Genomic DNA, 19,530 nt, shown 5'->3' with positions numbered 1-19,530 from the left:
ATCGTTGGAATGCGCCGCCCTGCGTGCTTGGGTGGGAGTGGCTGTGGAGGAGGCTCGGGTGCGGCTGGGTGGGCGGGTGATCGTGGTGACCGGGGCGGCGTCGGGAATCGGCGCGGCCTGTGTAGAGCGCTGTCTCGCCGAGGGCGCGTCCGTGGTGCAGGTCGACGTCCAGCCGTGCAAGGAGGTGCCGGGCCGGGCGATCGTCGTGCTGGGTGATGTGTCGGCGCCGGACACCTGGGCAGAGGTGCGATCACGCGGTCGCGACGAGCTCGGCCCGATCGACGGACTCGTCAGCAACGCGGGCTTCGCCGACGTGAAGCCGGCCCACGAGCTGCCGCATCAGTCCTGGCAACGGCAGCTCGACGTCAACCTGACCGCCGCGTTCCTCGGGTTCCAGGCCTTGTACGACGACCTGGCGGCCGGCGCGGGGTCCGTCGTACTGATGTCGTCGGTGCACGCGCTCGCCGGTCTGCCCGGACATCCGGCGTACGCGGCGACCAAAGGCGCTCTGGTCGCCCTCGGCCGCCAACTGGCCGTCGAGTACGGCGGCTCGATCCGGGTGAACACCGTGCTTCCGGGTCCGATCGAGACCGCGATGTGGGATCGGGTCGACGCCGAGGGCCGGGAGCAGAGTGCACGGGCGACGGCGATCGGGCGGCTCGGGCAGCCGGACGAGGTGGCTCAGGCGGTGGCGTTCCTGCTGTCGGCGGAAGCGTCGTACGTGACGGCGGCCAGCCTGGTGGTCGACGGCGGATGGTCCGCGGCGAAGGACTCGGCATGAGGGAGAACGGTGTGACGGGGATCCAACGCGGCACGCGGGGACTGCACGGGCAGATCGTCGAGGTGATGGCGCAGCGCATCCTGTCCGGGCAGATCCCGGAGGGCGCGACCATCAACGTGCCCGATCTGCAGGCCGACCTCGGCGTCAGCCTGACCGCGGTCCGGGAGGCGTTGAAGGTACTGACCGCGAAGGGGCTCGTCGACGCGCGGCAGAAGCGCGGCACGTTCGTCCGGCCGCGCTCGGACTGGAACCTGCTGGACGCGGACATGATCCGCTGGCACTTCGACGACGACGTACGCCCGGAACTGCTCGAGGAACTGCACGAGGTGCGTGGGATCGTCGAACCGGCCGCGGCCCGGCTGGCCGCGCTGCGGGCCGAGGAGTCGCATCTGGAGGCGTTGGACATCGCGATGGCGTCGATGGAGTCGGCCACGGACGACCGTGCCGCCGTCGCCGCGGACCTTGCCTTCCACCGGGCATTGCTGGCGGCAACGGGGAACGAGCTACTGACCAAGATGGAAGTGATCATGGAGACCGGCCTGGCCGATCGGGACCGCCTGGTGCACAAGGTGAAGCCGTCCGACGACCCGGTGCCGAGTCACCGGCGCGTGCTGGACGCCATCCGGGCGCACGACCCGGTCGCCGCCGAGGAAGCGATGCGGAAGCTGCTGGCGAAGGCGGCCGAGGACCTCACCGAGGTTCGCGGGTCCTCGCGTGGACGGCGGCGCCGGTGAAGATCGAGCGGATCGAGACATTCCTGGTCCCGCCACGCTGGCTGTTCTGCCGCGTCGAGACGAGTGACGGCGTCGTCGGCTGGGGCGAACCCGTGGTGGAGGGACGGGCCGAGGTCGTCCGGACCGCGATCGACACGTTGTCGGAGTACCTGATCGGCCAGGACCCGCTGCAGATCGAGCGGCACTGGCAGACGCTGACCAAGGGCGGCTTCTACCGCGGCGGCCCCGTGCTGAGCAGCGCGGTCGCCGGACTCGACCACGCGCTGTGGGACATCGCCGGCAAGGTGTACGGCGCTCCCGTCGCGGCACTGCTCGGTGGACGGGTGCGCGATCGGGTCCGGGTGTACGCGTGGGTCGGCGGCGACGAGCCGGCCGCCATCGGTGACGCGGTCGCCGAACAGGTCGCCGCCGGGATGACCGCGGTGAAGATGAACGGCAGCGGCCGGATCCAGCCGTCGCCATCCGTTGCCGAGATCAACGACATCGTGACTCGGCTGGCGGCTGCCCGGGAGGCCATCGGCGACCATCGCGACGTGGCGATCGACCTGCACGGCCGCGTCGGCGTCGCCGGCGCGCGCCGGATCCTGCACGCCGTCGAGGACCTGCAGCCGTTCTTCGTCGAGGAGCCGGTGCTGCCGGAGCACATGACCCACCTGGCCGAGGTCGTCAGCACGTCGACGGTCCCGGTCGCGCTGGGCGAGCGGCTCTACCATCGCGCGGAGTTCGTCGCGCCGCTGAACGCTGGTGTCGCGGTCGTCCAGCCCGATGTGTCCCATGCCGGCGGGATCTCCGAGCTCCGGCGGATCGCGGTGCTGGCGGACACTCATGGCGCGATGCTGGCGCCGCACTGTCCGCTCGGGCCGGTCTCGCTTGCCGCGAGCCTGCAGGTGTCGTTCGCGACGCCGAACTTCCTGATCCAGGAACAGAGCCGCGGCATCCACTACAACGAGTCGAGCGACCTGACGTCCTACCTGGTCGACCCGACGCCCTTCACCTGGGTCAACGGCCACGCCGAGTGGAATCCCTTGCCCGGCTTGGGAATCTCCATCGACGAGACGGCGGTCCGCGCTGCCGACAGAACCGGGCACGCCTGGCGCAACCCGGTCTGGACCCACGAAGACGGCTCCTTCGCCGAATGGTGACCGAACAAGCCGCCGCCGGCCGACAGGTGGCGATCGACCCGACCGACGGCGGCCGCTGGACGTCACTGCACCTGGCCGGCCGTGAATGGCTCTGGTCCGGTCCGGGTCTGCTCTCCGGCCCTCGCGCCGGTCTCGCCACCTTCGTCGACGCCGGCGGTCTCGACGAATGCTTCCCGACTGTTCGCGGCACCCCCGACCACGGCGGCCTGTGGAACCAGCCCTGGCAAGGCACGGTCACCTATGGCGACGCCATCTTGACGCGGGCATTCACCTCCGGCCCTGACACCGTCACCGCCGACTACAGCCTGCAGGCACCGCCGGGCTATCGCTTCATCTGGGCCGCTCATGCATTGCTGGACTGCGCTGCCGGCGCCGTCATCACAGCACCCGCCGGGACCGAGTGCCGCCTCTACCCCGAGGCTGCACTGCTCTTGCCCGCTTGGCCCGACCAGGCTCCTTGGGTCACGGCCGAGTGGCCGACACCGCTTGACCTGACCGTCTACGGCCCGTCCGACGGGACCGCCGTCGGCGCCGTTCTGGTCGACTGCCCGTCAGTCTCCGTCCGCGACCGCGGTGCCGAGCTCACGCTGACCTTGAGTTGCCCCGGGCAACCAGTGTCGACCGCGTTGTGGCGCAACCAGGCCGGCTTCCCGGCCGAGACGCCGTACCGGAGTCTCGGGGTGGAGCCGATGCTGGGGCGCGCGTTCGACCTGGCTGCCGCGGGACCGGAGGACGCCGCGGTGGTGCCCGCGAGCGGTGAGCTGGCTTGGCGGTTGACCGTGTCCGCCAGGCCAGTGTCGATCAAATAGGTTGGAGCCATGGATCTGCTTGCCGAACTGCGCGACCGCAAGATGCTCGCCATCATCCGCGCCGACGGACCCGACACCGCGCTGGCGTGTGTCCGCACCCTCATCGACGCCGGGATCACCGCGCTTGAAATCTCGCTGACCACGCCCGGTGCGGTGGATGCGATCGCCAAGGCGCGCGCCGAATACGACCCGAGCATCCTGATCGGCGCCGGCACCGTCATCACCGCCGCGCAGGCCGACGACGTCGCGGCAGCCCGCGCCGGCTTCGTCGTCACCCCCGCCATCACTCGCGGCGCGCACCGCAGCGTCGAACTCGGCCTGCCCCTCCTCTGCGGCGCCCTCACCCCCACCGAGGTCGTCGCCGCCCTAGACCTGGGCGCCACAGCGGTGAAGATCTTCCCCGCCAAGGTCTACGGCCCCGGCTACTTCCGCGAGCTTCGCGCTCCCCTCCCCGACGCGCCGCTCATCGCGGTCGGCGGAGTCGACGCCGCAAGTGCCCCTGAGTACATGGCTGCCGGAGCGCTGGCCGTCGGCGTAGGCTCACCCCTCCTCGGCGACGCCGGCACCGGCGGATCACTCTCCGAACTGACCACCCGCGCCGCCACCTTCCGCACCACCCTCGGCCTCTAACCCACCAACAGCCCCCACCCCGCACTCACCACCCACCACCCTCGTTCCCCACAACCCCCACCCCGCACCGCCAGCACGCACCGACCACCCGCACCCCGCACCACCCGCACCGCCCACCACCCGCACCGCCAGCACGCACCGCCCGCACCACCCGGACCAGCACCACGCACTTCCCGCACCACCCACCGCCCACTGCTCCACCCACCTGTATCTCGGCGGCCGGCAGGCCGCCTCGTCACCACGGAGTTCTGAGATGACCGATCTCCTCACGCTCGGCGAGACGATGGTTTCTGTGCGGACCGCGCGCCCGATGCGGCTCGGCGGGGACGCTCACCTGTCGATCGCCGGCTCGGAGACCAACGTGGCGATCGGGCTGTCGCGGCTCGGGCATCAGGCCACGTGGGTAGGTGCTGTAGGCAACGATGAGCCCGGTCACCTGATCCAGCGGACCCTGCGTGCCGAGGGGGTCGACACGAGCTACCTGCGGTTCTCCGACGACTCGTTCACCGGGTTCATCGCCTTCGACCAGCCGTCGCACGACATCACCCGCGTCAGCTACCACCGCCGAGGTTCGGCCGGCTCGACACTCACCCCCGACGAGTCCATCGCCGCGATCGACGCAACCCAACCCCGCCTGCTCCACGTCACCGGCATCACCCCCGCCCTCTCCGACACCACGCGCGCCGCCACGCTGGCCGCCGTACGCACAGCTTCGGTCGCAGGCGTCCAGGTCTCCCTCGACGTCAACTACCGCGCCCGCCTCTGGTCCCGCTCCGACGCAGCGACCGCGATCCGCGAACTCCTCCCATACGCGCACACCGTCTTCGCCTCCGACGACGAACTCGACCTCCTCACCGACGCCCCTGACGCGGTCGCCGACCTCCTGGCCCACACCACCGTCGACCACGTCATCGTCACCGCCGGCGGCAAGGGCGCCTGGGCCCACTCGTCCGACGGCACCATCCACCGCCCCGCCCTCCCCGTCACCGTCGTCGACAGCATCGGCGCCGGCGACGCCTTCGTGTCCGGCTACCTGTCCGCGAGCCTCGACAACCTCTCCCCCGAAGCCCGCCTGGACCGCGCCACCACCTCCGGCGCCTTCTGCGTCACCGCCTTCGGCGACTGGGAATCCCTCCCCACGCGCGACGACCTCCACCTCCTCTCCCACACCCACGGCACCGCCCTCCGCTGACCGCCGTACCTGGGAACAGGACGTAGTCGTCTACGTAGAGCGCCGGCTGAGCGTGAAGCGGGTCGGCACTTCGCCCGGATCCGCACTACCTCCTGTCCTTAGGTACGCCGAAACGCCCCAGGCCTACCCCATCCGCGTCGCTGGGATCAGAGTGGGTGGATCGGAGGGAGATGAGCGTGCCGAGCTTCGCATCCAACACCGAGCTGTACGTCGACCCCGAGCTGACCGAAGGGGTCGACTACTCGCGGCGGTTCCGGCGACATGAGTGGTTCGACGACGACCTCGCCGGGCGGGTCGGCGTCCAGCGCACGGTGATCCTGGCGCCCCACGGTGGCGGCATCGAATCCGGTACGTCGGAACTCTGCCTGGCGATCGCGGGCTACCACCCTGCCGACCTCACCCCGACCCCGGCGGACGGCCCGCTCCACGACTACTGGATGTTCGAGGGCCTGCGCGCCTCCGGCAACGCCGAACTCCACGTCACCTCGACCGGCTGCGACGACCACGTCGCCCGCGCCCTGGCCGCCGGGTCACTCAACGCGGTCGGCCTCCACGGCTGTACGACGTCTGACGCCGGACTACCCGACGACACCCGAGCCGTCCTCGTCGGCGGCCGCAACCCCACCTTCAAGGCCCACCTGCTCACCAGGCTGACCGCGGCGGATATCTACGCGATCGACGCGGCCGCGATCCGCGACCTCAACGGCGACGAACCCACCAACATCGCCAACCGCACCCTGCTCGCAGCCGGCGCCCAACTCGAACTCACCAACCCGTTGCGTCGCGCGATGTTCCGCATCAACACCCGCGAAGACCGCAAGAACACCACCCGCCGCCTCTTCTGGACCTTCACCACCGCAACCCGCGCCGCCATAGCCGACCTGGAAGCCACCCAGCCAATCGCGTGACCCCGGCGCCGGTGTCAGTGGTCGGTAATGAGCTCGCCGGTGCTGGCTGAGGAGTTCGACGTGAGCGACCAGGCCGCGGCTGCCTCGGGGCTCTGAGCCAGCGGGAACGCCGCGGCCATCGCCGGCATCGACTCCCAGGACCACAGATCGGTATAGCTGCCGTCCTCGAGCCGGATGAGCCGGGTGGCGACGAGGCCCGGGTGAGCCGCGCGGATCAGGTCGATCACGGCAGTTCGGCGGGTGAGGAACTCGGCCAGATTCTTGGGCTCCACGACGTACGTGTGAACCCGCACAACCGCAACGGTCGACTGCATCAGCTTCTCCTTGTCCTTCGTGGGTACGTCGAATTGACGTCGCCGGGCCAGGAGATGTGACAGCTCAGCTGTCCTCTGGATCTTCGACCGGGAACAGGATCGGACTGAGCAGATACCGCTTCCGGTCGGGCGTCGCCTCGTTGGCCAGCACCGGCAGGATCGCCGTACGCATCCCCTCGATCAGCTGGAGCAACTCGTCGCGACTCAGCCAGACCCCGTGCTGCCGATAGCCGACGAGATCCGCGAGCGGATCGGCATCTTCGTCATCGAGATACGCGTTGAACTCGGCCACCAGCGCAGCCATCGCGGCAGCGAACCCCCGCCGATGATCGTCAACCGTCAACTGCTCCAACTGCTCAGCACTGATCGAGGCCCGCCCCTGCCGCAGCCGGAAGCGCCGCTCAACCGCACCGCGCACCCGCCGCTCCTCCGCGACCTCGAGGATCCCGCCATCGGCCAAGAGCTCGACGTGCCGGTACAACGTCGCCTTCGAGACATCGGCGAACCGCTCACCGAGCTCGCGCGTCGTCAGCTCCCGCCCACCCCGCAGCGCATGCACGACACGCAGCCGGACCGGATGCCCGAGCAGCTCCAACGGACCCATGGCGCAACAATCTCACGTCATGCTACCTTTCTCAAATCATGAGAAAGGTATGTCGATGACCGAGTGGACCCACCCGCCGTACGCCGACCCCACCCGCTTCACCGAGCAAGAGACAGTGTTGAATGCCGGCGGGCGTGCGGTGCCGGGGACAGTCACGCTCCCCGAACGTCCCAACGGAATCGGCGTCGTGCTGCTGAGTGGCGGCGGTCCCTTCGACCGCGACGAGACCAGCGGCCCCAACAAGCCGCTCAAGGATCTGGCGTGGGGGCTGGCGAGCTCGGGTGTCACCGTCCTGCGGTTCGACAAGGTCAGCTTTGCCCGGCCCGCGCTGATGACCGAGCCCGGCTTCAAGATGACGGCGGACTACGTGCCGCATGCGATCGCCGCCGTCCACGAACTGCGCGAGTACATCCATCACGTGTTTCTGATCGGTCACAGCATGGGCGGCAAGGTCGCGCCGAAGATCGCGGCCGAGGAGCCGTCGGTCGCAGGGCTGATCATCATGGCCGGGGACACCCAGCCCATGCAGCACGCCGCCGTACGCGTGATGAGCTACCTCGCGACGACCAGCCCGGAAGCAGTTCCGGTTGAGGTTGTCGAGCAGTTCAAGCGCCAGGCCGCGGTGGTGGACGGCCCCGATCTCTCACCCAACACACCGTCGACGGACCTTCCCTTCGGCATGCCGGCCTCGTTCTGGCTCGAGCTCCGCGACTACGACCCCGTCGCCATCGCGGCGAAGGTCGACGTACCGATCCTCATCCTCCAGGGCGGCCGCGACTACCAGGTCACTGTCGCCGACGATCTACCCGCCTGGCGGGACGGCCTTCCCGACGCAGCCATCAGAGTCCTCGAAGCCGACAACCACCTGTTCTTCCCGGGCACCGGGCCCTCCACGCCCGCCGACTACGTAACCGCGCAGCACGTCGGCCCCGAAGCCCTCACCATCATCACCACGTGGATGCTTCGAACAACCAGGAGCTGACAGGCCCAACGCCCTGGGCCAGAGGGCCGATTGGCACTCGTCGGCGACGCCTAGTAGGGCGCACGCTGAGGGTGGGGGTGTGCGATGTCCGGACGGTTCACGGTGCGAGCACCGAAATCGCAGGTGGGGAAGAAGACCGACGGGTCTGTCGTGTGCGCGTGGCTGTCGTTGGCGTTCTATCCGCTCAGCTTCGTGGTCGCGTTCGTGGTCGGTCAGGCGTTGCTGTCCTGGTACGGCTACTCCAGCGAGCTGATCGTTCCGGTCTGGATCGCGGCCGCAGCGGCCGGTCCGGCACTGATCGTCTTCTCGGTGCCGGGGATTCTCGCGGTCCGCTACGGGCGTCAGGCGATGCGGCGGGGCAATCACCGCGGCCATGCGCCGGCCGTCGCCGGCGCGGCGATCGCGCTCGGCATGATCGCGCTGAACCTGCTCTCAGGCATCGCACAGATCTTCTTCGCCTGACGGGCTCGCCGTGATCGTCCTCAGCACCCGGGCAACCACCGCTCACGTGACTCAGGACAGCAGCGCCGGGTCGGACTCCAGTTCCTTCTCGGGGTCCAACGGCAGCACGATCTTGAAGCGGGTGTTGCCGGGCTCGGACTCGACGCGAAGGTCGCCGTGGTGCTTCTTGACCACGATGCGCCAGGAGATGTCGAGGCCGAGACCGGTGCCTTCGCCGATAGGCTTGGTGGTGAAGAACGGCTCGAAGATGCGGCGCCGGATCTCCGGCGGGATGCCGGGCCCGGTGTCACCGATCTCGACGATCGCGTACGCGCCGTCCTTCTTGGTGCGGATGGTCAGCGTGCCGGATCCGCCCATCGCGCTGACGGCGTTGTCGATGATGTTCGTCCACACCTGGTTGAGCTCGGCGGCGTACGCCGGGATCGGCGGTAGCTCGGGATCGAAGTCCTTCACCACGTCGAAGCCCTGCAACTTGCCGGACATCATCACCAGTGTGGACTTCAGCAGCTCGCGCAGATCGACGATCTGGTACGGCGCTCTGTCGATCTGGGAGTACTGCTTCGCGGCGCCGACGAGGGTCGAGATCCGGGTGACGGAGTCGTCGATCTCGTTCATCAGCGACTCGGTGTCGACCGTGTACATCAACCAGCGGACCGCGCCTTCGAGGTACTTCGGCCCGACCGCGGTCAGCACGTTCTCCATCCACGGCACATCCAGACCGGCGGCGGCGAGCACCGGCGCGACGTCCCAGCTGGCCTGCACGTCGTGGTCGTCCAGCCAGTCGGTCAACGAGTCCTCGGCGTCGGACAGCTCCATCGGCGGGATGTCCTTGTCCTTGGTCTTCTCCAGCCGCTCGACGGCATCGTCCTGCAGCGCGACGATCTGGTGCAGCTTGGTCGCGTCCAGGGTGCCGTCGGCCAGCATCGCCAGCTTCGACCGCATACCGGAGACGCGCTGCCGCAGCGTCGCCGCAGCCCGGACCGCTGCCGCGGCGGGGTTGTTCAGCTCATGGGTCAGGCCCGCGGACAAGGAGCCGAGGGCAAGCAACCGCTCCCGCTCGCCCAGCGTCTCGTTGGTCCGGCGCATGCCCATCACGAAGCCCTCGATCAGGTGCACCGCCATCGGGAACCAGGTGTTCATCATCGTCGCCATCTCATTGGCACCGATGACGAAGAACTCCGACGGTTGCGTCACCAGCATCGTCGCCGTGTAGGACTTGTGGTCGTCGGCGCCGAAGAAGGCGTTGAAGGCACCGGCGTACACCCCGCGCTGGCCGGTCCGGTTGATCTCGACCAGTTCACCGTGGGACAGCTTGCAGAGCCGGATCTCACCGGACAGCAGGACGTAGCAGCAGGTCGCCTCGTCCCCCTCGTTGAACACGATCCCGTCGTGCGCGGACTCGACGTACCCGGTCTCGGACAGCCATTGCAGCTGCTCGTCGGTCAGGCTCTCGAAGAGGAACAGCGTGCGCAACTCGTCCGGGCTCAGCCGCCGCACTTCGGTGTGGTCACTCATCAGAGCATCTCCAGGTATCGGTGCACCAGTGTTACGGCCATCGCTCCGTCGCCGACCGCGGAGGCGACCCGCTTCACCGACTCGGCTCGTACGTCGCCGGCGGCGAACACGCCCGGCATGCTCGTCTCCAGGTGGTACGGCTCCCGCTCCAGGATCCAGCCCGGCGGTTTGCCGTGCAGGTCCGGACCGGTGAGCACGAAGCCGCGCTCGTCGCGCAGCAGGTCTCCCGGCAGCCAGTCCGTCCGGGGCGCCGCGCCGATGAACACGAACATCCACTCCGTGCTCACTTCGCGGCTCTCGCCGGTCTGGCTGTTCAGCAGGGTCAACACCTCGAGGTGCTCCGAGCCCTTACAGGAAACGACCTGCGTGCAGGTGTGCACCTCGATGTTGTCGATGTCGTCGATCTGGTCGATCAGGTACGACGACATCGTCGCCGTGAGCGATGGTCCTCTCACCAGCATATGCACGCGTTTGGCGTGTTTCGAGAAATACACCGCGGCCTGGCCGGCCGAGTTCGCGCCGCCGATGATGTAAACCTCTTGACCGGCGCACGCCGGACCCTCGGTCGTCGCCGAGCCGTAGTAGATCCCGCGGCCGCACAGGTCGTCGACGCCCGGCGCCTCGAGGGTCCGGTAGGACACCCCGGTCGCCAGGATCACCGAGTGCGACGAGATCTCGCTGCCGTCCGAGAACATCAGCCGCCGGGCGTTGCCGAGGGTCTCCAGCCCGACCACCTGCCGAGCGGTCAGCAACTCGGCCCCGAACCGGACCGCCTGCCGCCGGGCCCGATCGGTCAGCTGGGCACCGGACACGCCGTCCGGGAAGCCCAAGTAGTTCTCGATCCGGCTGGACTGACCGGCCTGTCCGCCAGTCGCCAACTGCTCGACCAAGACGGTCCGCAGTCCCTCGCTGGCGCCGTACACAGCAGCGCCGAGCCCGGCCGGACCACCGCCGACCACGACCAGGTCGTAGAAGTCCTTCGCCGGCGAGGTCGACAACCCGACCTTGTCGGCCAGCTCGGCCTCGGACGGCGCGACCATGACCGTGCCGTCGGGAGTGATCACGACCGGCAGGGTGGCGCCATCGATCCCAGCCGCGTCGAGCAGCCGCTTGCTCTCCTCGTCGTCGACGCCGAGCCAGCGGTACGGGACCGCGTTGCGGGCGAGGAAGTCGCGGGCCGCGAACGACGGCGCCGACCAGCGGTGACCGATCACCCGGGTCTCGTCGGTGGACGGCTCCGGGGTCGCCTTCCACAGGTCGAGCATCGCGTCGACCACCGGGTAGAGCTTCTCCTCCGGCGGGTTCCACGGCTTCAGCAGGTAGTGGTCGAGGTCGACCACGTTGATGGCCTGGATCGCCGCGTCGGTGTCGGCGTACGCCGTCAGCAGCACGCGGCGGGCGAGCGGGAACAGATCCATGGCGGCCTCGAGGAACTCGATGCCGGACATCTGGGGCATCCGATAGTCGGCCAGCAGCAGGGCCACCGGCTCACCCCGGAGCTTGAGCTCCTTGAGGGCGTCCAGCGCCTGGCCCGGGCTCTCGGCCCGGACGATGCGGTTCTCCTCGGCGTACCGGCGGCGGAGGTCACGGGCGATCGACCGGGAAACACCGGGGTCGTCGTCCACGGTGAGGATCACCGGGCGGGTCGTTGACGCTGTCATGCCTCTTTCATACCAGCGAAAAGCTACAAACCGGATCGGTAATCCACAGGCTTGGGCCCGGTCCGCGGGGGCTGGGCGCGGACCGGGCCGATCGGCGGGCTCTGTGGCGCCCGCCGATCGCCGCCCTCAGGGCAGTGCCGCGAGGTACGGCGCGTGGCTGTTCTGGAACTCCCAGTTGTAGTAGCGGTCCCAGTTGATCGACCAGGTCATCAGCCCGCGGAACGCCGGCGAAGCACCACCACGAAGGCTGTAGCCATCGCAGTTCTGGCCCTTCACCAGGCAGTCGAGCGCTTGGTGAACGGCTGCCGGGGCGGTGTAGCCGTTCCCTGCGCTGACCGCCGCCGGCAGCCCGAACCCGATCTGGTCCTCCCGCAGACCGGGGAACGTCTGACCGGTGTTCGCCACCGGGAATCCGGCCTTGACCATGTCGGTCATCGCGATGTGGAAGTCCGCGCCGCCCATGGTGTGGTACTGGTTGTCCAGGCCCATCACCGGACCCGAGTTGTAGTCCTGCACGTGCAGCACGGTCAGTGAGTCGCGGAGCGCATGGATCACCGGCAGGTACGACCCGGTCCGGTTGTCGCCACCACCCGCGCCGCCGTAGAACTGGTAGCCGACCTGCACGAAGAACGTCTCCGGCGCCATCGTCAGCACGAACTTCGCGCCGTACTTCGCCTTGAGCGTCTTCAGCGCCGAGATCAGGTTCACGATGACCGGTGTGGTCGGATTGCGGAAGTCGGTGTCACCGGCGTTCAGGTACAGCGAGTGTCCCTCGAAGTCGATGTCCAGCCCGTCCAGTCCGTACCGGTCGATGATCGCGCTGACCGAACTGACGAACGCGTCCCGGGCTGCCGTTGTGGTGAGCTGCACCTGGCCGTTCGCACCGCCGATCGAGATCAGCACCTTCTTCCCGGCCGCCTGCTTGGCCCGGATCGCCGCGACGAAGTCCGCGTCGCTCTCCACGTTCGGGCACTCCGAGACGGAGCACCGGTTGAACCGGATGTCGCCGGAGGTCACGGACGTCGGCTCCCCGAAGGACAGGTTGATGATGTTCCACTCCGCCGGTACGTCGGCCATCCGCACGTACCCGGATCCGTTCGCGAAGCTCGCATGCAGGTAGCCGATCAGCGCATGCTTCGGCAATCCCGTGCTGGTGCAGCCTCCCGTCGTACCGGACGTGGCTGCCGACTTGGCGGACTCCCCGGCGGCGTTGTACGCCGCGACCGAGTAGGTGTGACTGCTACACGCAGCGAGTCCGCTGACCGTCGCCGTCGTACCACTCACGGTCTGTACGACGCTCGCACCCTCGTACACGCGATAGCCCGTGACGGTGCCCGTCGAGGCCGCCCAACCCAACGAGATGGCGGAGTTCGTCGTACTGGTGACTGTCGGCGTACCAGGAACGCTGGGAGCACCCGGAGTGCCGCCGGGGCCGTCAAGGCTGACGTCATCGGCCTGGTACGCCGGTTGGCCGTACCAGCCATGCACATAGATCTGCGCTGACGTCTGACTCGCGCCAGTAGTAAAGGACACACTCAGTTGGGTGAAGTCGGCAGCTGACGGCGTCCAGGTCGACGAGCCGCCGGTGACACCCAGGTAGACGTAGGAGCCACGCACCCAGGCCGACAAGGTGTACGACGTACTCGGCTGCACAGCGACCGTCTGACTGCATTGTGCGAAGTCGGAGCTCGTCACGGCTCCGTTCAGCGCATAGCCACCGGTGCGGACCGGAGTGGTGACGACAGAGCCACCGGAGCAGGTCCAGCCGCTCAGTGAGCCGGTCTCGAAGCCGGGATTGGTCAGGATGTTCGCGGCCTGCGCGGGCACCGTGATGCCGGCCAGCAGAACCCCGACCACAACAGCAAGCCATCGTGCACGCATGGAACCTCCTCGGGCGGTCCATTTAGTAGAGACGCTCCATAACTGCGGGGTCAATGTGTTCGGCCCGTCGGAAACCCGACGGTGTCCGGAACCCGTCGCCGCCTAGGGTGAGCGGCATGTCTCAGATCGACTGGGGTGCTGGCACGTACGAGTCGACCGCCGCGGACCTGCTGCCGGCGGCCCGGGAGCTGGTCGCGGCGGCGCGGATCCAGCCTGGCGAGCACGTGGTCGACGTCGGCGCCGGGACCGGCAACGTCGCCCTGGTCGCCGCCGGCCTCGGCGCTCGCGTGACCGCGGTTGAGCCGGCCACCCGCTTGCGCGAGGTGATCCAGGAAGCAGCCGGCGCGCGCGACCTGACCGTGGTCGACGGCACCGCTGCGGCGATCCCGCTCGCCGACGGCTCGGCCGACGTGATCCTGTCCAACTTCGCCGTCATCTTCGCGCCCGATCCGCACGCCGCGATCGCCGAGCTCGCCCGGGTGGCGAAGCCGGCCGGCCGCATCCTCCTGACCAGCTGGCTCCCAGGCGTGATGGACCAGCTCGTCGGCATCGTGGCCACGGCGGTCCGCGAAGTCACCGGCGGCAGCGAGGCCACGGACGGCCAGATCGACTGGCACGACTCCAAGGTTCTGTCGGAGCTGTTCGGTGCGTACGGCTTCGAGGTCTCGACCACCGCCAAGGACCTCGCCGTCACCGCGGCTTCGCCGGAGGACTACTGGGAGACCCGCATCGCGGACCACCCGCTGGGCGTCGCCACGTTCCCACTGCTCGAGAAGGCTGGACGCCTGGCTGAGGTCCGTACCCGCATGCTCAAGGTCATCGCCACGGACTGGACCACCCCGGCCGGGGAGGTCAGCCTCCCCGCGCAGTACCTGCTGGTGACCGCCGCGCGCTGAGTGGCAGGTTTTCGCCAGCGGCTAGTTGAAGCCAAAGCGGTGTAGCCGGCGCGGTGGATTGGCAGGCTCTTCGGCGTCCGGGCTCGGGGCGGGCGGCCGGGGCTACAGCCCACGGTCAGGACTACTGGGACGCAGCGTCCCCCGTGGAGGCATCACGTGAACCATCCCAACCTGCGCCGGCGGGCCGCCCTGCTCGCCGGTGCCGTGCTGATCACCACCGCCTTGGTGGCTCCACCAGGCTCCGCACAACCACCCATTGGGCCGACGGCCGGCTCGATGGGGCTGCCGACGTTCGCACCGGGCCGGTACGTCGTCACACTGGCCGACAAGCCGGTGGCGACGTACCAGGGTGGCGTGACCGGTCTCAAGGCGACCAAGCCCACGGCTGGTCGCAAGGTCGAGGTCAACAGCACCGACGCCAAGCGCTACCGCACTTTCCTGTCGGGCAAGCACGCACAGGTCGCGGCTAAGGTCGGGGCGACCGTCAGCCACGACTACTCGACCGCACTGAACGCCTTTACCGCCTCGCTGACCTCCAAGCAGGTCAATGAGCTCAGCAAGACCGCAGGCGTGGTGTCCGTCGTCCCCGACCAGTTGCGGGTCGCACTGGACGATCGCAAGTCCACCGACTTCCTCAAGCTGTCCGGCAAGACCGGAGTCTGGAACGCCCTCGGCGGTACGGCGTCAGCCGGCAAGGGTGTCGTGGTCGGCGTCGTCGACACCGGCATCTGGCCGGAGAGCGCGTCCTTCGCCGGATCCGCGCTCGGTACGAAGCCCCCGACCGCAGCGGACCCCTACCGGCCGTACCGCTCCGGCTCGGAGACGGTGATGCAGAAGGCGGACGGCGACACGTTCACCGGCAGCTGTGAGGCCGGCGAACAGTTCACCGCGGACCTCTGCAACAGCAAGCTGATCAGCGCCAAGTACTTCGGTGACGGCTGGCTCAGCTTCGTCCCACCGGAGGCGCGGGCGGACTACGTCTCCCCGCGCGACGGCGAAGGCCATGGCAGCCACACCGCGTCGACTGCGGCCGGCAACCCCAGCGTCGATGTCACAGTGGGCGGCGTCAACTTCGGCACGGTCTCCGGCGTCGCACCGGCGGCCAAGATCGCCGTCTACAAGGCACTCTGGGAGGGCAAGGACGGCCAGAACTCCGGCGGCTTCACGTCGGACATCCTGGCCGCGATCGACCAGGCCGTCGCGGACGGCGTCGACGTCATCAACTACTCGGTCGGCTCGATCTTCGAGTCCGCGCACACCGACCCGGTCCAGCTTGCCTTCCTGTCCGCGGCATCGGCGGGCATCTTCGTGTCCGCGGCCGGCGGCAACTCCGGACCGGATGCCGCGACGCTCGACAACACCTCCCCCTGGGTGACCACGGTCGGCGCAAGCACGGTTGCGCCGTACGCCGGGACTGTTGTGCTGGGCAACGGACAGAAGTACGCCGGGATCAGCACGAGCATCGGTGTCCCGACCGGCAGCCACCCGCTCGTCAATGGACCGGCAGTGAAGGTGTCCGGTGCCAGTGACGCCGATGCGCTTGGGTGTCTGCCGGGAACGCTCGACCCGGCCAAGACTGCGGGCAAGATCGTCGTCTGTGAGCGCGGTGTGGGTGCTCGGGTCGACAAGTCGGCCGAGGTGAAGCGGGCCGGCGGTGTTGGCCTGGTGCTGATCAATCTGTTCGACCAGGACGCGCTCGGCGACTCGCACGTCGTACCGACTGTGCACCTCAATGTGCCGGCCGCTCTGACGGTGAAGGGTTATGCGGCTGCGGGCGGTGGGACGGCTGAGCTCGTACCAGGCAACACGAGCGGACTCAGTGAGCCCTACCCGCAGATGGCCGACTTCTCGTCGCGTGGGCCGTCTACGTCGAGTCATGGCGATCTGTTGAAGCCCGATCTGGCCGCACCGGGTGTCAACGTGCTGGCCGCGGTCGCACCGCCGACCAACGCCGGCCAGAGCTACGCGTTCTACTCTGGTACGTCGATGGCCGCGCCGCATGTGGCCGGTCTGGCGGCGCTCTACCTCGCGAAGCACCCGGACTGGTCGCCGATGGCGGTCAAGTCGGCCCTGATGACGACGGCCGGCGACGTACTGACTTCTACCGGCGCTGCCGACAACAACCCGTTCGACCGGGGTGCCGGCGAGGTGCAGCCGTCGAAGATGCTGGACCCAGGTCTGGTCTACGACTCCGGTGACGCGGACTGGTTGGGCTATCTGGAAGGCAGCGGCGTCGACACTGGCACGGGGGTTCCGGCGATCGACCCGAGTGACTACAACGCTCCTTCGATCGCGGTGGGGCAGCTGCTGGGGACGCAGACGATCACTCGGCGGGTGACCGCGGTGACACCGGGCCTGTACCGGGCGACGGTGTCCGTACCGGGCATGAAGGCCGTGGTGACGCCGTCGATCCTCAACTTCACCGCAGCGGGTCAGACGAAGACGTTCAAGGTGACGCTCACCCAGGACACCGCTCCGTCGGCTGAGACGACCAGCGGGTGGCTGACCTGGCAGGGCGCCGGCAAGATGGTCCGCAGTCCGATTGCCGTCGTACCGACCTCTGTCCTCGCACCCACCGAGGTCTCGGGCTCAGGCGCGTCCGGCACTGCGTCGTTCGAGGCCACCGCGGGCAAGGCGGGCATCCCGATCCGGTCCTACGGCGTCGTCTCGGCTCCCCTGGTGGCGGGCGCCGTACCGGCCGGGGCTGCGGACGCCGATCTGCCGAACTACCCGGTGACCGTGACCGCACAGACCAAGGCCGTGCAGTGGAACATCAAGACCGTGGACCCGGCGGGCAGTATCTGGCTGGTGCTCTACAAGGTCGTCAACGGTCAGACGCAACTGCTGTCCTTCGTGGGCGACGGTTCCAACCAGGCGTCGGCAACCATCGCGGCACCGGCTCCGGGTGTGTGGGGAGTCCTCGCGATCACCCTGACCAACCCGCCAGGCGCAGACACCACGCAGTACACGATGCAGACCAACGTGGTGACGTCGTCCTCGGGTCGTGCTCTGCAGGTCAGCCCACCGGTCGCACCGGCTGCGTTCAAGCCCTTCCAGGTCAGCGCCTCCTGGTCAGGTCTGCCGACTGACCAGCGCTCGACCGGCTTCGTCGAGTTCCCGAACCGGGCCGGGACGGTGGTGACGATCAACTAGCAGTGCAACAGACAAACGCCGGACCCGATGGGTCCGGCGTTTTGTCTTGTCAGCGCCAGGCACTGCGGTCGGCCGGACCACCCGCGACGGGTTCGAACAGCACGTCCTCGTCGGGGACGGCGTGACCGTCCTTGCCGACGAAACCGACGTCGACCAACTCCTTGGACCGGATGTCCCGCCGGACCACGGTCGGTCCGTCCGCACGCGGTGCGTGCACGTCGCCCCACTGCTGCAGGGCGGCCAGCACGAGCTTCAGGTCCACACCGGCCGGCGTCAGATGGTACGAGAATCGCGTCCGCTCGCCTTCCTCCTGGTACTCGCGCTTCTCCAGCAGACCGGCGTCGACCATCGCGGCCAACCGGTTCGTCAGGATGTTCGGCGCGATGTGGAGGTAGTCACGCAAGTCGGCGAACCGGGTGGTCCCGAGGTGGGCCTCGCGCAGGATCAGGAAGGTCCAGCGGTCGCCCACGAGGTCGAGCGTGCGGGCGATCGAGCAGTTCGGCCTGGTCGCCGTACGTGTAGTCATCGCGCCTCCTCCACCAACTCTCTGCCCCCGCTCGCCGCCAGGGCTCCCGCGGCCGCGATCACGAGCACCGCCAGGCTACCGATCACGATCACGCCCAGCAGCAACGCGGTCCCGAGGCCGGATGCGGTCGCGACCAGGCCGAGCGTCAGCGCGATCGCTCCCTGCAGGACATAGGCCACGAGGTACACGGCCGCGACGGTGCCACCGCGGTGATGAGCCGGCGCGTGCGTGGTGATCAGGCCCAGGCCGCCGGAGAAGAGCAGACCGTAGCTGATGCCGCCCAGCACGGTGGTGATCATGAACAGCGGCAGCGAGTGCGCGGTGGCCGAGGCCTCGAGCAGCGCGAGATCGACCAGCGTGGCGACCGCGCCGACCGCTACCAGCCGTCCGGCCGGGAACCGGCGGCCGACGATCGCGGTGATGCCGATCGTGGCCGACATGATCGCGAGGATCAGGCCGATGACGAAGATGTTCTCGGTCCCGATCAGCTGGCGGGCGACCTGTGCGCCGAGGGCGAGGAAGACCGAGCCGAACGCATACGCCGCGGTCACTGCGACGGCGGACGCGACGTACACCACGCGGATGCCCTTGGCCACGGTGATCGGGCGCGGCCGCCACTGGCCCTGGCTCTCGTCCTTGGTGTGCCGGGGCATCCGCCAGACGAAGCCGAAGACGACGGCGATCACGGCGAGCAGCACCCAGAAGTCCAGGTGCAGCGGCGCCGGTGCGTACTCGATCAGCCCGCCGCCGACGATCGTCGCCAGCGAGAGACCGGCCGCGGTCGAGGCGGTCGTGATGGACGAGGCACGCGCTGCCTTGCCGAGCGCACTGAACTCGACCACCGCGGCCGTCGCGGGAGTCAGCGCGAGGCCGACGCCCGCTCCCATCAACGCGCGCCCGGCGTAGACCCAACCGACCGACGGCGCGATGGCGAAGAGCAGGACGCCGGCGAACAGGGCGCCGACGCCGTACAGCATCGTGGCGCGGCGGCCGATGTAGTCGGACAGCTGGCCGAAAAGCAGCAGGAAGACGACCAGCACGACCGGGTAGACGGCGAAGATCGCGGTGGTCGCGGTCGGAGTGAGGTGCCAGGTCGACGCGTAGAGCGGGTACGCCGTCGTCGGGGCCGCGCTGGTCCACAGGCTGATGCCCGCGACCGCGGCGGCAGTCCAGAAACTGGCCCGACGGCTCAAGGTGCGACGTGGCTGCGCGATGGTCGTGGCGGGCAGTTCGAAGGTGGTCATGGGTTCCTTCCGGGGAGTCCGCTGAGTTGCGCGATGAAACCCAGAACGCCTGAGTTGCTCGATGCAATCCAGATCACCGGAGTGATACCCGTCACA

18 protein-coding genes are annotated in these 19,530 nt (G+C 68.8%); 11 read left to right on the top strand and 7 right to left on the bottom strand.

What is annotated here, in order from left to right; genetic code table 11:
• Nucleotides 1–43 precede the first annotated feature (43 nt).
• The 7 genes from OG876_RS23285 (at nt 44) to OG876_RS23255 (ending at nt 6,196) form a co-directional block, all read left to right on the top strand.
• A complete protein-coding gene (locus tag OG876_RS23285; protein ID WP_328518726.1) occupies nt 44–781 on the top strand; it encodes an SDR family NAD(P)-dependent oxidoreductase in 738 nt (245 codons plus the stop codon).
• Nucleotides 778–1,515, top strand: coding sequence for a FadR/GntR family transcriptional regulator (locus OG876_RS23280; RefSeq protein WP_328518725.1), 738 nt, complete (start codon nt 778–780; stop codon nt 1,513–1,515). Before OG876_RS23285 ends, OG876_RS23280 begins: the two co-directional genes overlap by 4 nt.
• The gene (dgoD, locus tag OG876_RS23275; protein WP_328518724.1) at nt 1,512–2,657 is read left to right on the top strand and encodes a galactonate dehydratase; all 1,146 of its coding nucleotides are present in this window, start codon (nt 1,512–1,514) and stop codon (nt 2,655–2,657) included. Before OG876_RS23280 ends, dgoD begins: the two co-directional genes overlap by 4 nt.
• Entirely contained in the window at nt 2,651–3,466 is an 816-nt protein-coding gene (locus tag OG876_RS23270) for a hypothetical protein (protein WP_328518723.1), read from the top strand. Before dgoD ends, OG876_RS23270 begins: the two co-directional genes overlap by 7 nt.
• A 9-nt stretch (nt 3,467–3,475) precedes the next feature.
• Nucleotides 3,476–4,096 carry a bifunctional 4-hydroxy-2-oxoglutarate aldolase/2-dehydro-3-deoxy-phosphogluconate aldolase gene (locus tag OG876_RS23265; RefSeq protein ID WP_328518722.1) on the top strand — a complete coding sequence of 207 codons (621 nt, stop codon included), beginning with the start codon at nt 3,476–3,478 and terminating at the stop codon, nt 4,094–4,096.
• Between the two features lie 253 nt (nt 4,097–4,349).
• Nucleotides 4,350–5,288 carry a sugar kinase gene (locus OG876_RS23260; RefSeq protein WP_328518721.1) on the top strand — a complete coding sequence of 313 codons (939 nt, stop codon included), beginning with the start codon at nt 4,350–4,352 and terminating at the stop codon, nt 5,286–5,288.
• Between the two features lie 176 nt (nt 5,289–5,464).
• Nucleotides 5,465–6,196 carry a poly-gamma-glutamate hydrolase family protein gene (locus OG876_RS23255; protein WP_328518720.1) on the top strand — a complete coding sequence of 244 codons (732 nt, stop codon included), beginning with the start codon at nt 5,465–5,467 and terminating at the stop codon, nt 6,194–6,196.
• A gap of 14 nt (nt 6,197–6,210) precedes the next feature.
• Here OG876_RS23255 and OG876_RS23250 read toward each other — a convergent pair whose 3' ends face one another.
• Together OG876_RS23250 and OG876_RS23245 are read right to left on the bottom strand one after the other, a co-directional pair.
• A complete protein-coding gene (locus OG876_RS23250; protein ID WP_328518719.1) occupies nt 6,211–6,510 on the bottom strand; it encodes a hypothetical protein in 300 nt (99 codons plus the stop codon).
• 64 nt (nt 6,511–6,574) lie between these two features.
• On the bottom strand, nt 6,575–7,114 hold the full coding sequence (locus tag OG876_RS23245; protein WP_328518718.1) for a helix-turn-helix domain-containing protein: 540 nt from the start codon (nt 7,112–7,114) through the stop codon (nt 6,575–6,577).
• Between the two features lie 55 nt (nt 7,115–7,169).
• On the opposite strand from OG876_RS23245, the gene OG876_RS23240 reads away from it, so the two are divergent.
• The gene (locus OG876_RS23240; RefSeq protein WP_328518717.1) at nt 7,170–8,096 is read left to right on the top strand and encodes an alpha/beta hydrolase family protein; all 927 of its coding nucleotides are present in this window, start codon (nt 7,170–7,172) and stop codon (nt 8,094–8,096) included.
• An 84-nt stretch (nt 8,097–8,180) separates the two neighbouring features.
• Nucleotides 8,181–8,558, top strand: a complete 378-nt coding sequence (locus OG876_RS23235; protein ID WP_328518716.1) for a hypothetical protein — start codon at nt 8,181–8,183, stop codon at nt 8,556–8,558.
• Nucleotides 8,559–8,609: 51 nt separating this feature from the next.
• Here OG876_RS23235 and OG876_RS23230 read toward each other — a convergent pair whose 3' ends face one another.
• The 3 genes from OG876_RS23230 to OG876_RS23220 form a co-directional block, all read right to left on the bottom strand.
• Nucleotides 8,610–10,073 (bottom strand): ATP-binding protein, encoded by a 1,464-nt coding sequence (locus OG876_RS23230; protein WP_328518715.1) that lies wholly within the window; start codon nt 10,071–10,073, stop codon nt 8,610–8,612.
• A complete protein-coding gene (locus OG876_RS23225; protein WP_328518714.1) occupies nt 10,073–11,734 on the bottom strand; it encodes an FAD-dependent oxidoreductase in 1,662 nt (553 codons plus the stop codon). Before OG876_RS23225 ends, OG876_RS23230 begins: the two co-directional genes overlap by 1 nt.
• A 126-nt stretch (nt 11,735–11,860) precedes the next feature.
• The gene (locus OG876_RS23220; protein WP_328518713.1) at nt 11,861–13,615 is read right to left on the bottom strand and encodes a chitinase; all 1,755 of its coding nucleotides are present in this window, start codon (nt 13,613–13,615) and stop codon (nt 11,861–11,863) included.
• A gap of 116 nt (nt 13,616–13,731) precedes the next feature.
• Here OG876_RS23220 and OG876_RS23215 point away from each other — a divergent pair, with 116 nt between their 5' ends.
• Both OG876_RS23215 and OG876_RS23210 read left to right on the top strand, forming a co-directional pair.
• Nucleotides 13,732–14,511 carry a class I SAM-dependent methyltransferase gene (locus OG876_RS23215; protein WP_328518712.1) on the top strand — a complete coding sequence of 260 codons (780 nt, stop codon included), beginning with the start codon at nt 13,732–13,734 and terminating at the stop codon, nt 14,509–14,511.
• Between the two features lie 156 nt (nt 14,512–14,667).
• Entirely contained in the window at nt 14,668–17,664 is a 2,997-nt protein-coding gene (locus OG876_RS23210) for a S8 family peptidase (protein ID WP_328518711.1), read from the top strand.
• A gap of 49 nt (nt 17,665–17,713) precedes the next feature.
• Here the strand turns inward: OG876_RS23210 and OG876_RS23205 are convergent, their stop codons facing one another.
• Together OG876_RS23205 and OG876_RS23200 are read right to left on the bottom strand one after the other, a co-directional pair.
• Complete coding sequence (locus tag OG876_RS23205) at nt 17,714–18,190, bottom strand: winged helix-turn-helix transcriptional regulator (RefSeq protein WP_328518710.1); 477 nt, start codon at nt 18,188–18,190, stop codon at nt 17,714–17,716.
• Nucleotides 18,187–19,434: an MFS transporter gene (locus OG876_RS23200; RefSeq protein WP_328518709.1), complete on the bottom strand. Its 1,248-nt coding sequence runs from the start codon at nt 19,432–19,434 to the stop codon at nt 18,187–18,189. The genes OG876_RS23205 and OG876_RS23200 overlap by 4 nt, the downstream gene beginning before the upstream one ends.
• Nucleotides 19,435–19,530: the final 96 nt, after the last annotated feature.

This window comes from Kribbella sp. NBC_00359, assembly GCF_036097425.1.
Taxonomy (GTDB): Bacteria; Actinomycetota; Actinomycetes; order Propionibacteriales; family Kribbellaceae; genus Kribbella.
The sequence above is the reverse complement of the archived record's forward strand: the minus strand, read 5'-3'. Positions and strand labels throughout refer to the sequence as shown.

What these genes read in the sequence shown, in the direction of transcription:
- OG876_RS23280 (WP_328518725.1), top strand. Translation starts at nt 778, where the DNA reads ATGAGGGAGAACGGTGTGACGGGGATCCAACGCGGCACGCGGGGACTG.
- OG876_RS23270 (WP_328518723.1), top strand. Translation starts at nt 2,651, where the DNA reads ATGGTGACCGAACAAGCCGCCGCCGGCCGACAGGTGGCGATCGACCCG.
- OG876_RS23265 (WP_328518722.1), top strand. Translation starts at nt 3,476, where the DNA reads ATGGATCTGCTTGCCGAACTGCGCGACCGCAAGATGCTCGCCATCATC.
- OG876_RS23260 (WP_328518721.1), top strand. Translation starts at nt 4,350, where the DNA reads ATGACCGATCTCCTCACGCTCGGCGAGACGATGGTTTCTGTGCGGACC.
- OG876_RS23250 (WP_328518719.1), bottom strand. Translation starts at nt 6,510, where the DNA reads ATGCAGTCGACCGTTGCGGTTGTGCGGGTTCACACGTACGTCGTGGAG.
- OG876_RS23245 (WP_328518718.1), bottom strand. Translation starts at nt 7,114, where the DNA reads ATGGGTCCGTTGGAGCTGCTCGGGCATCCGGTCCGGCTGCGTGTCGTG.
- OG876_RS23240 (WP_328518717.1), top strand. Translation starts at nt 7,170, where the DNA reads ATGACCGAGTGGACCCACCCGCCGTACGCCGACCCCACCCGCTTCACC.
- OG876_RS23235 (WP_328518716.1), top strand. Translation starts at nt 8,181, where the DNA reads ATGTCCGGACGGTTCACGGTGCGAGCACCGAAATCGCAGGTGGGGAAG.
- OG876_RS23230 (WP_328518715.1), bottom strand. Translation starts at nt 10,073, where the DNA reads ATGAGTGACCACACCGAAGTGCGGCGGCTGAGCCCGGACGAGTTGCGC.
- OG876_RS23225 (WP_328518714.1), bottom strand. Translation starts at nt 11,734, where the DNA reads ATGACAGCGTCAACGACCCGCCCGGTGATCCTCACCGTGGACGACGAC.
- OG876_RS23220 (WP_328518713.1), bottom strand. Translation starts at nt 13,615, where the DNA reads ATGCGTGCACGATGGCTTGCTGTTGTGGTCGGGGTTCTGCTGGCCGGC.
- OG876_RS23215 (WP_328518712.1), top strand. Translation starts at nt 13,732, where the DNA reads ATGTCTCAGATCGACTGGGGTGCTGGCACGTACGAGTCGACCGCCGCG.
- OG876_RS23205 (WP_328518710.1), bottom strand. Translation starts at nt 18,190, where the DNA reads ATGACTACACGTACGGCGACCAGGCCGAACTGCTCGATCGCCCGCACG.
- OG876_RS23200 (WP_328518709.1), bottom strand. Translation starts at nt 19,434, where the DNA reads ATGACCACCTTCGAACTGCCCGCCACGACCATCGCGCAGCCACGTCGC.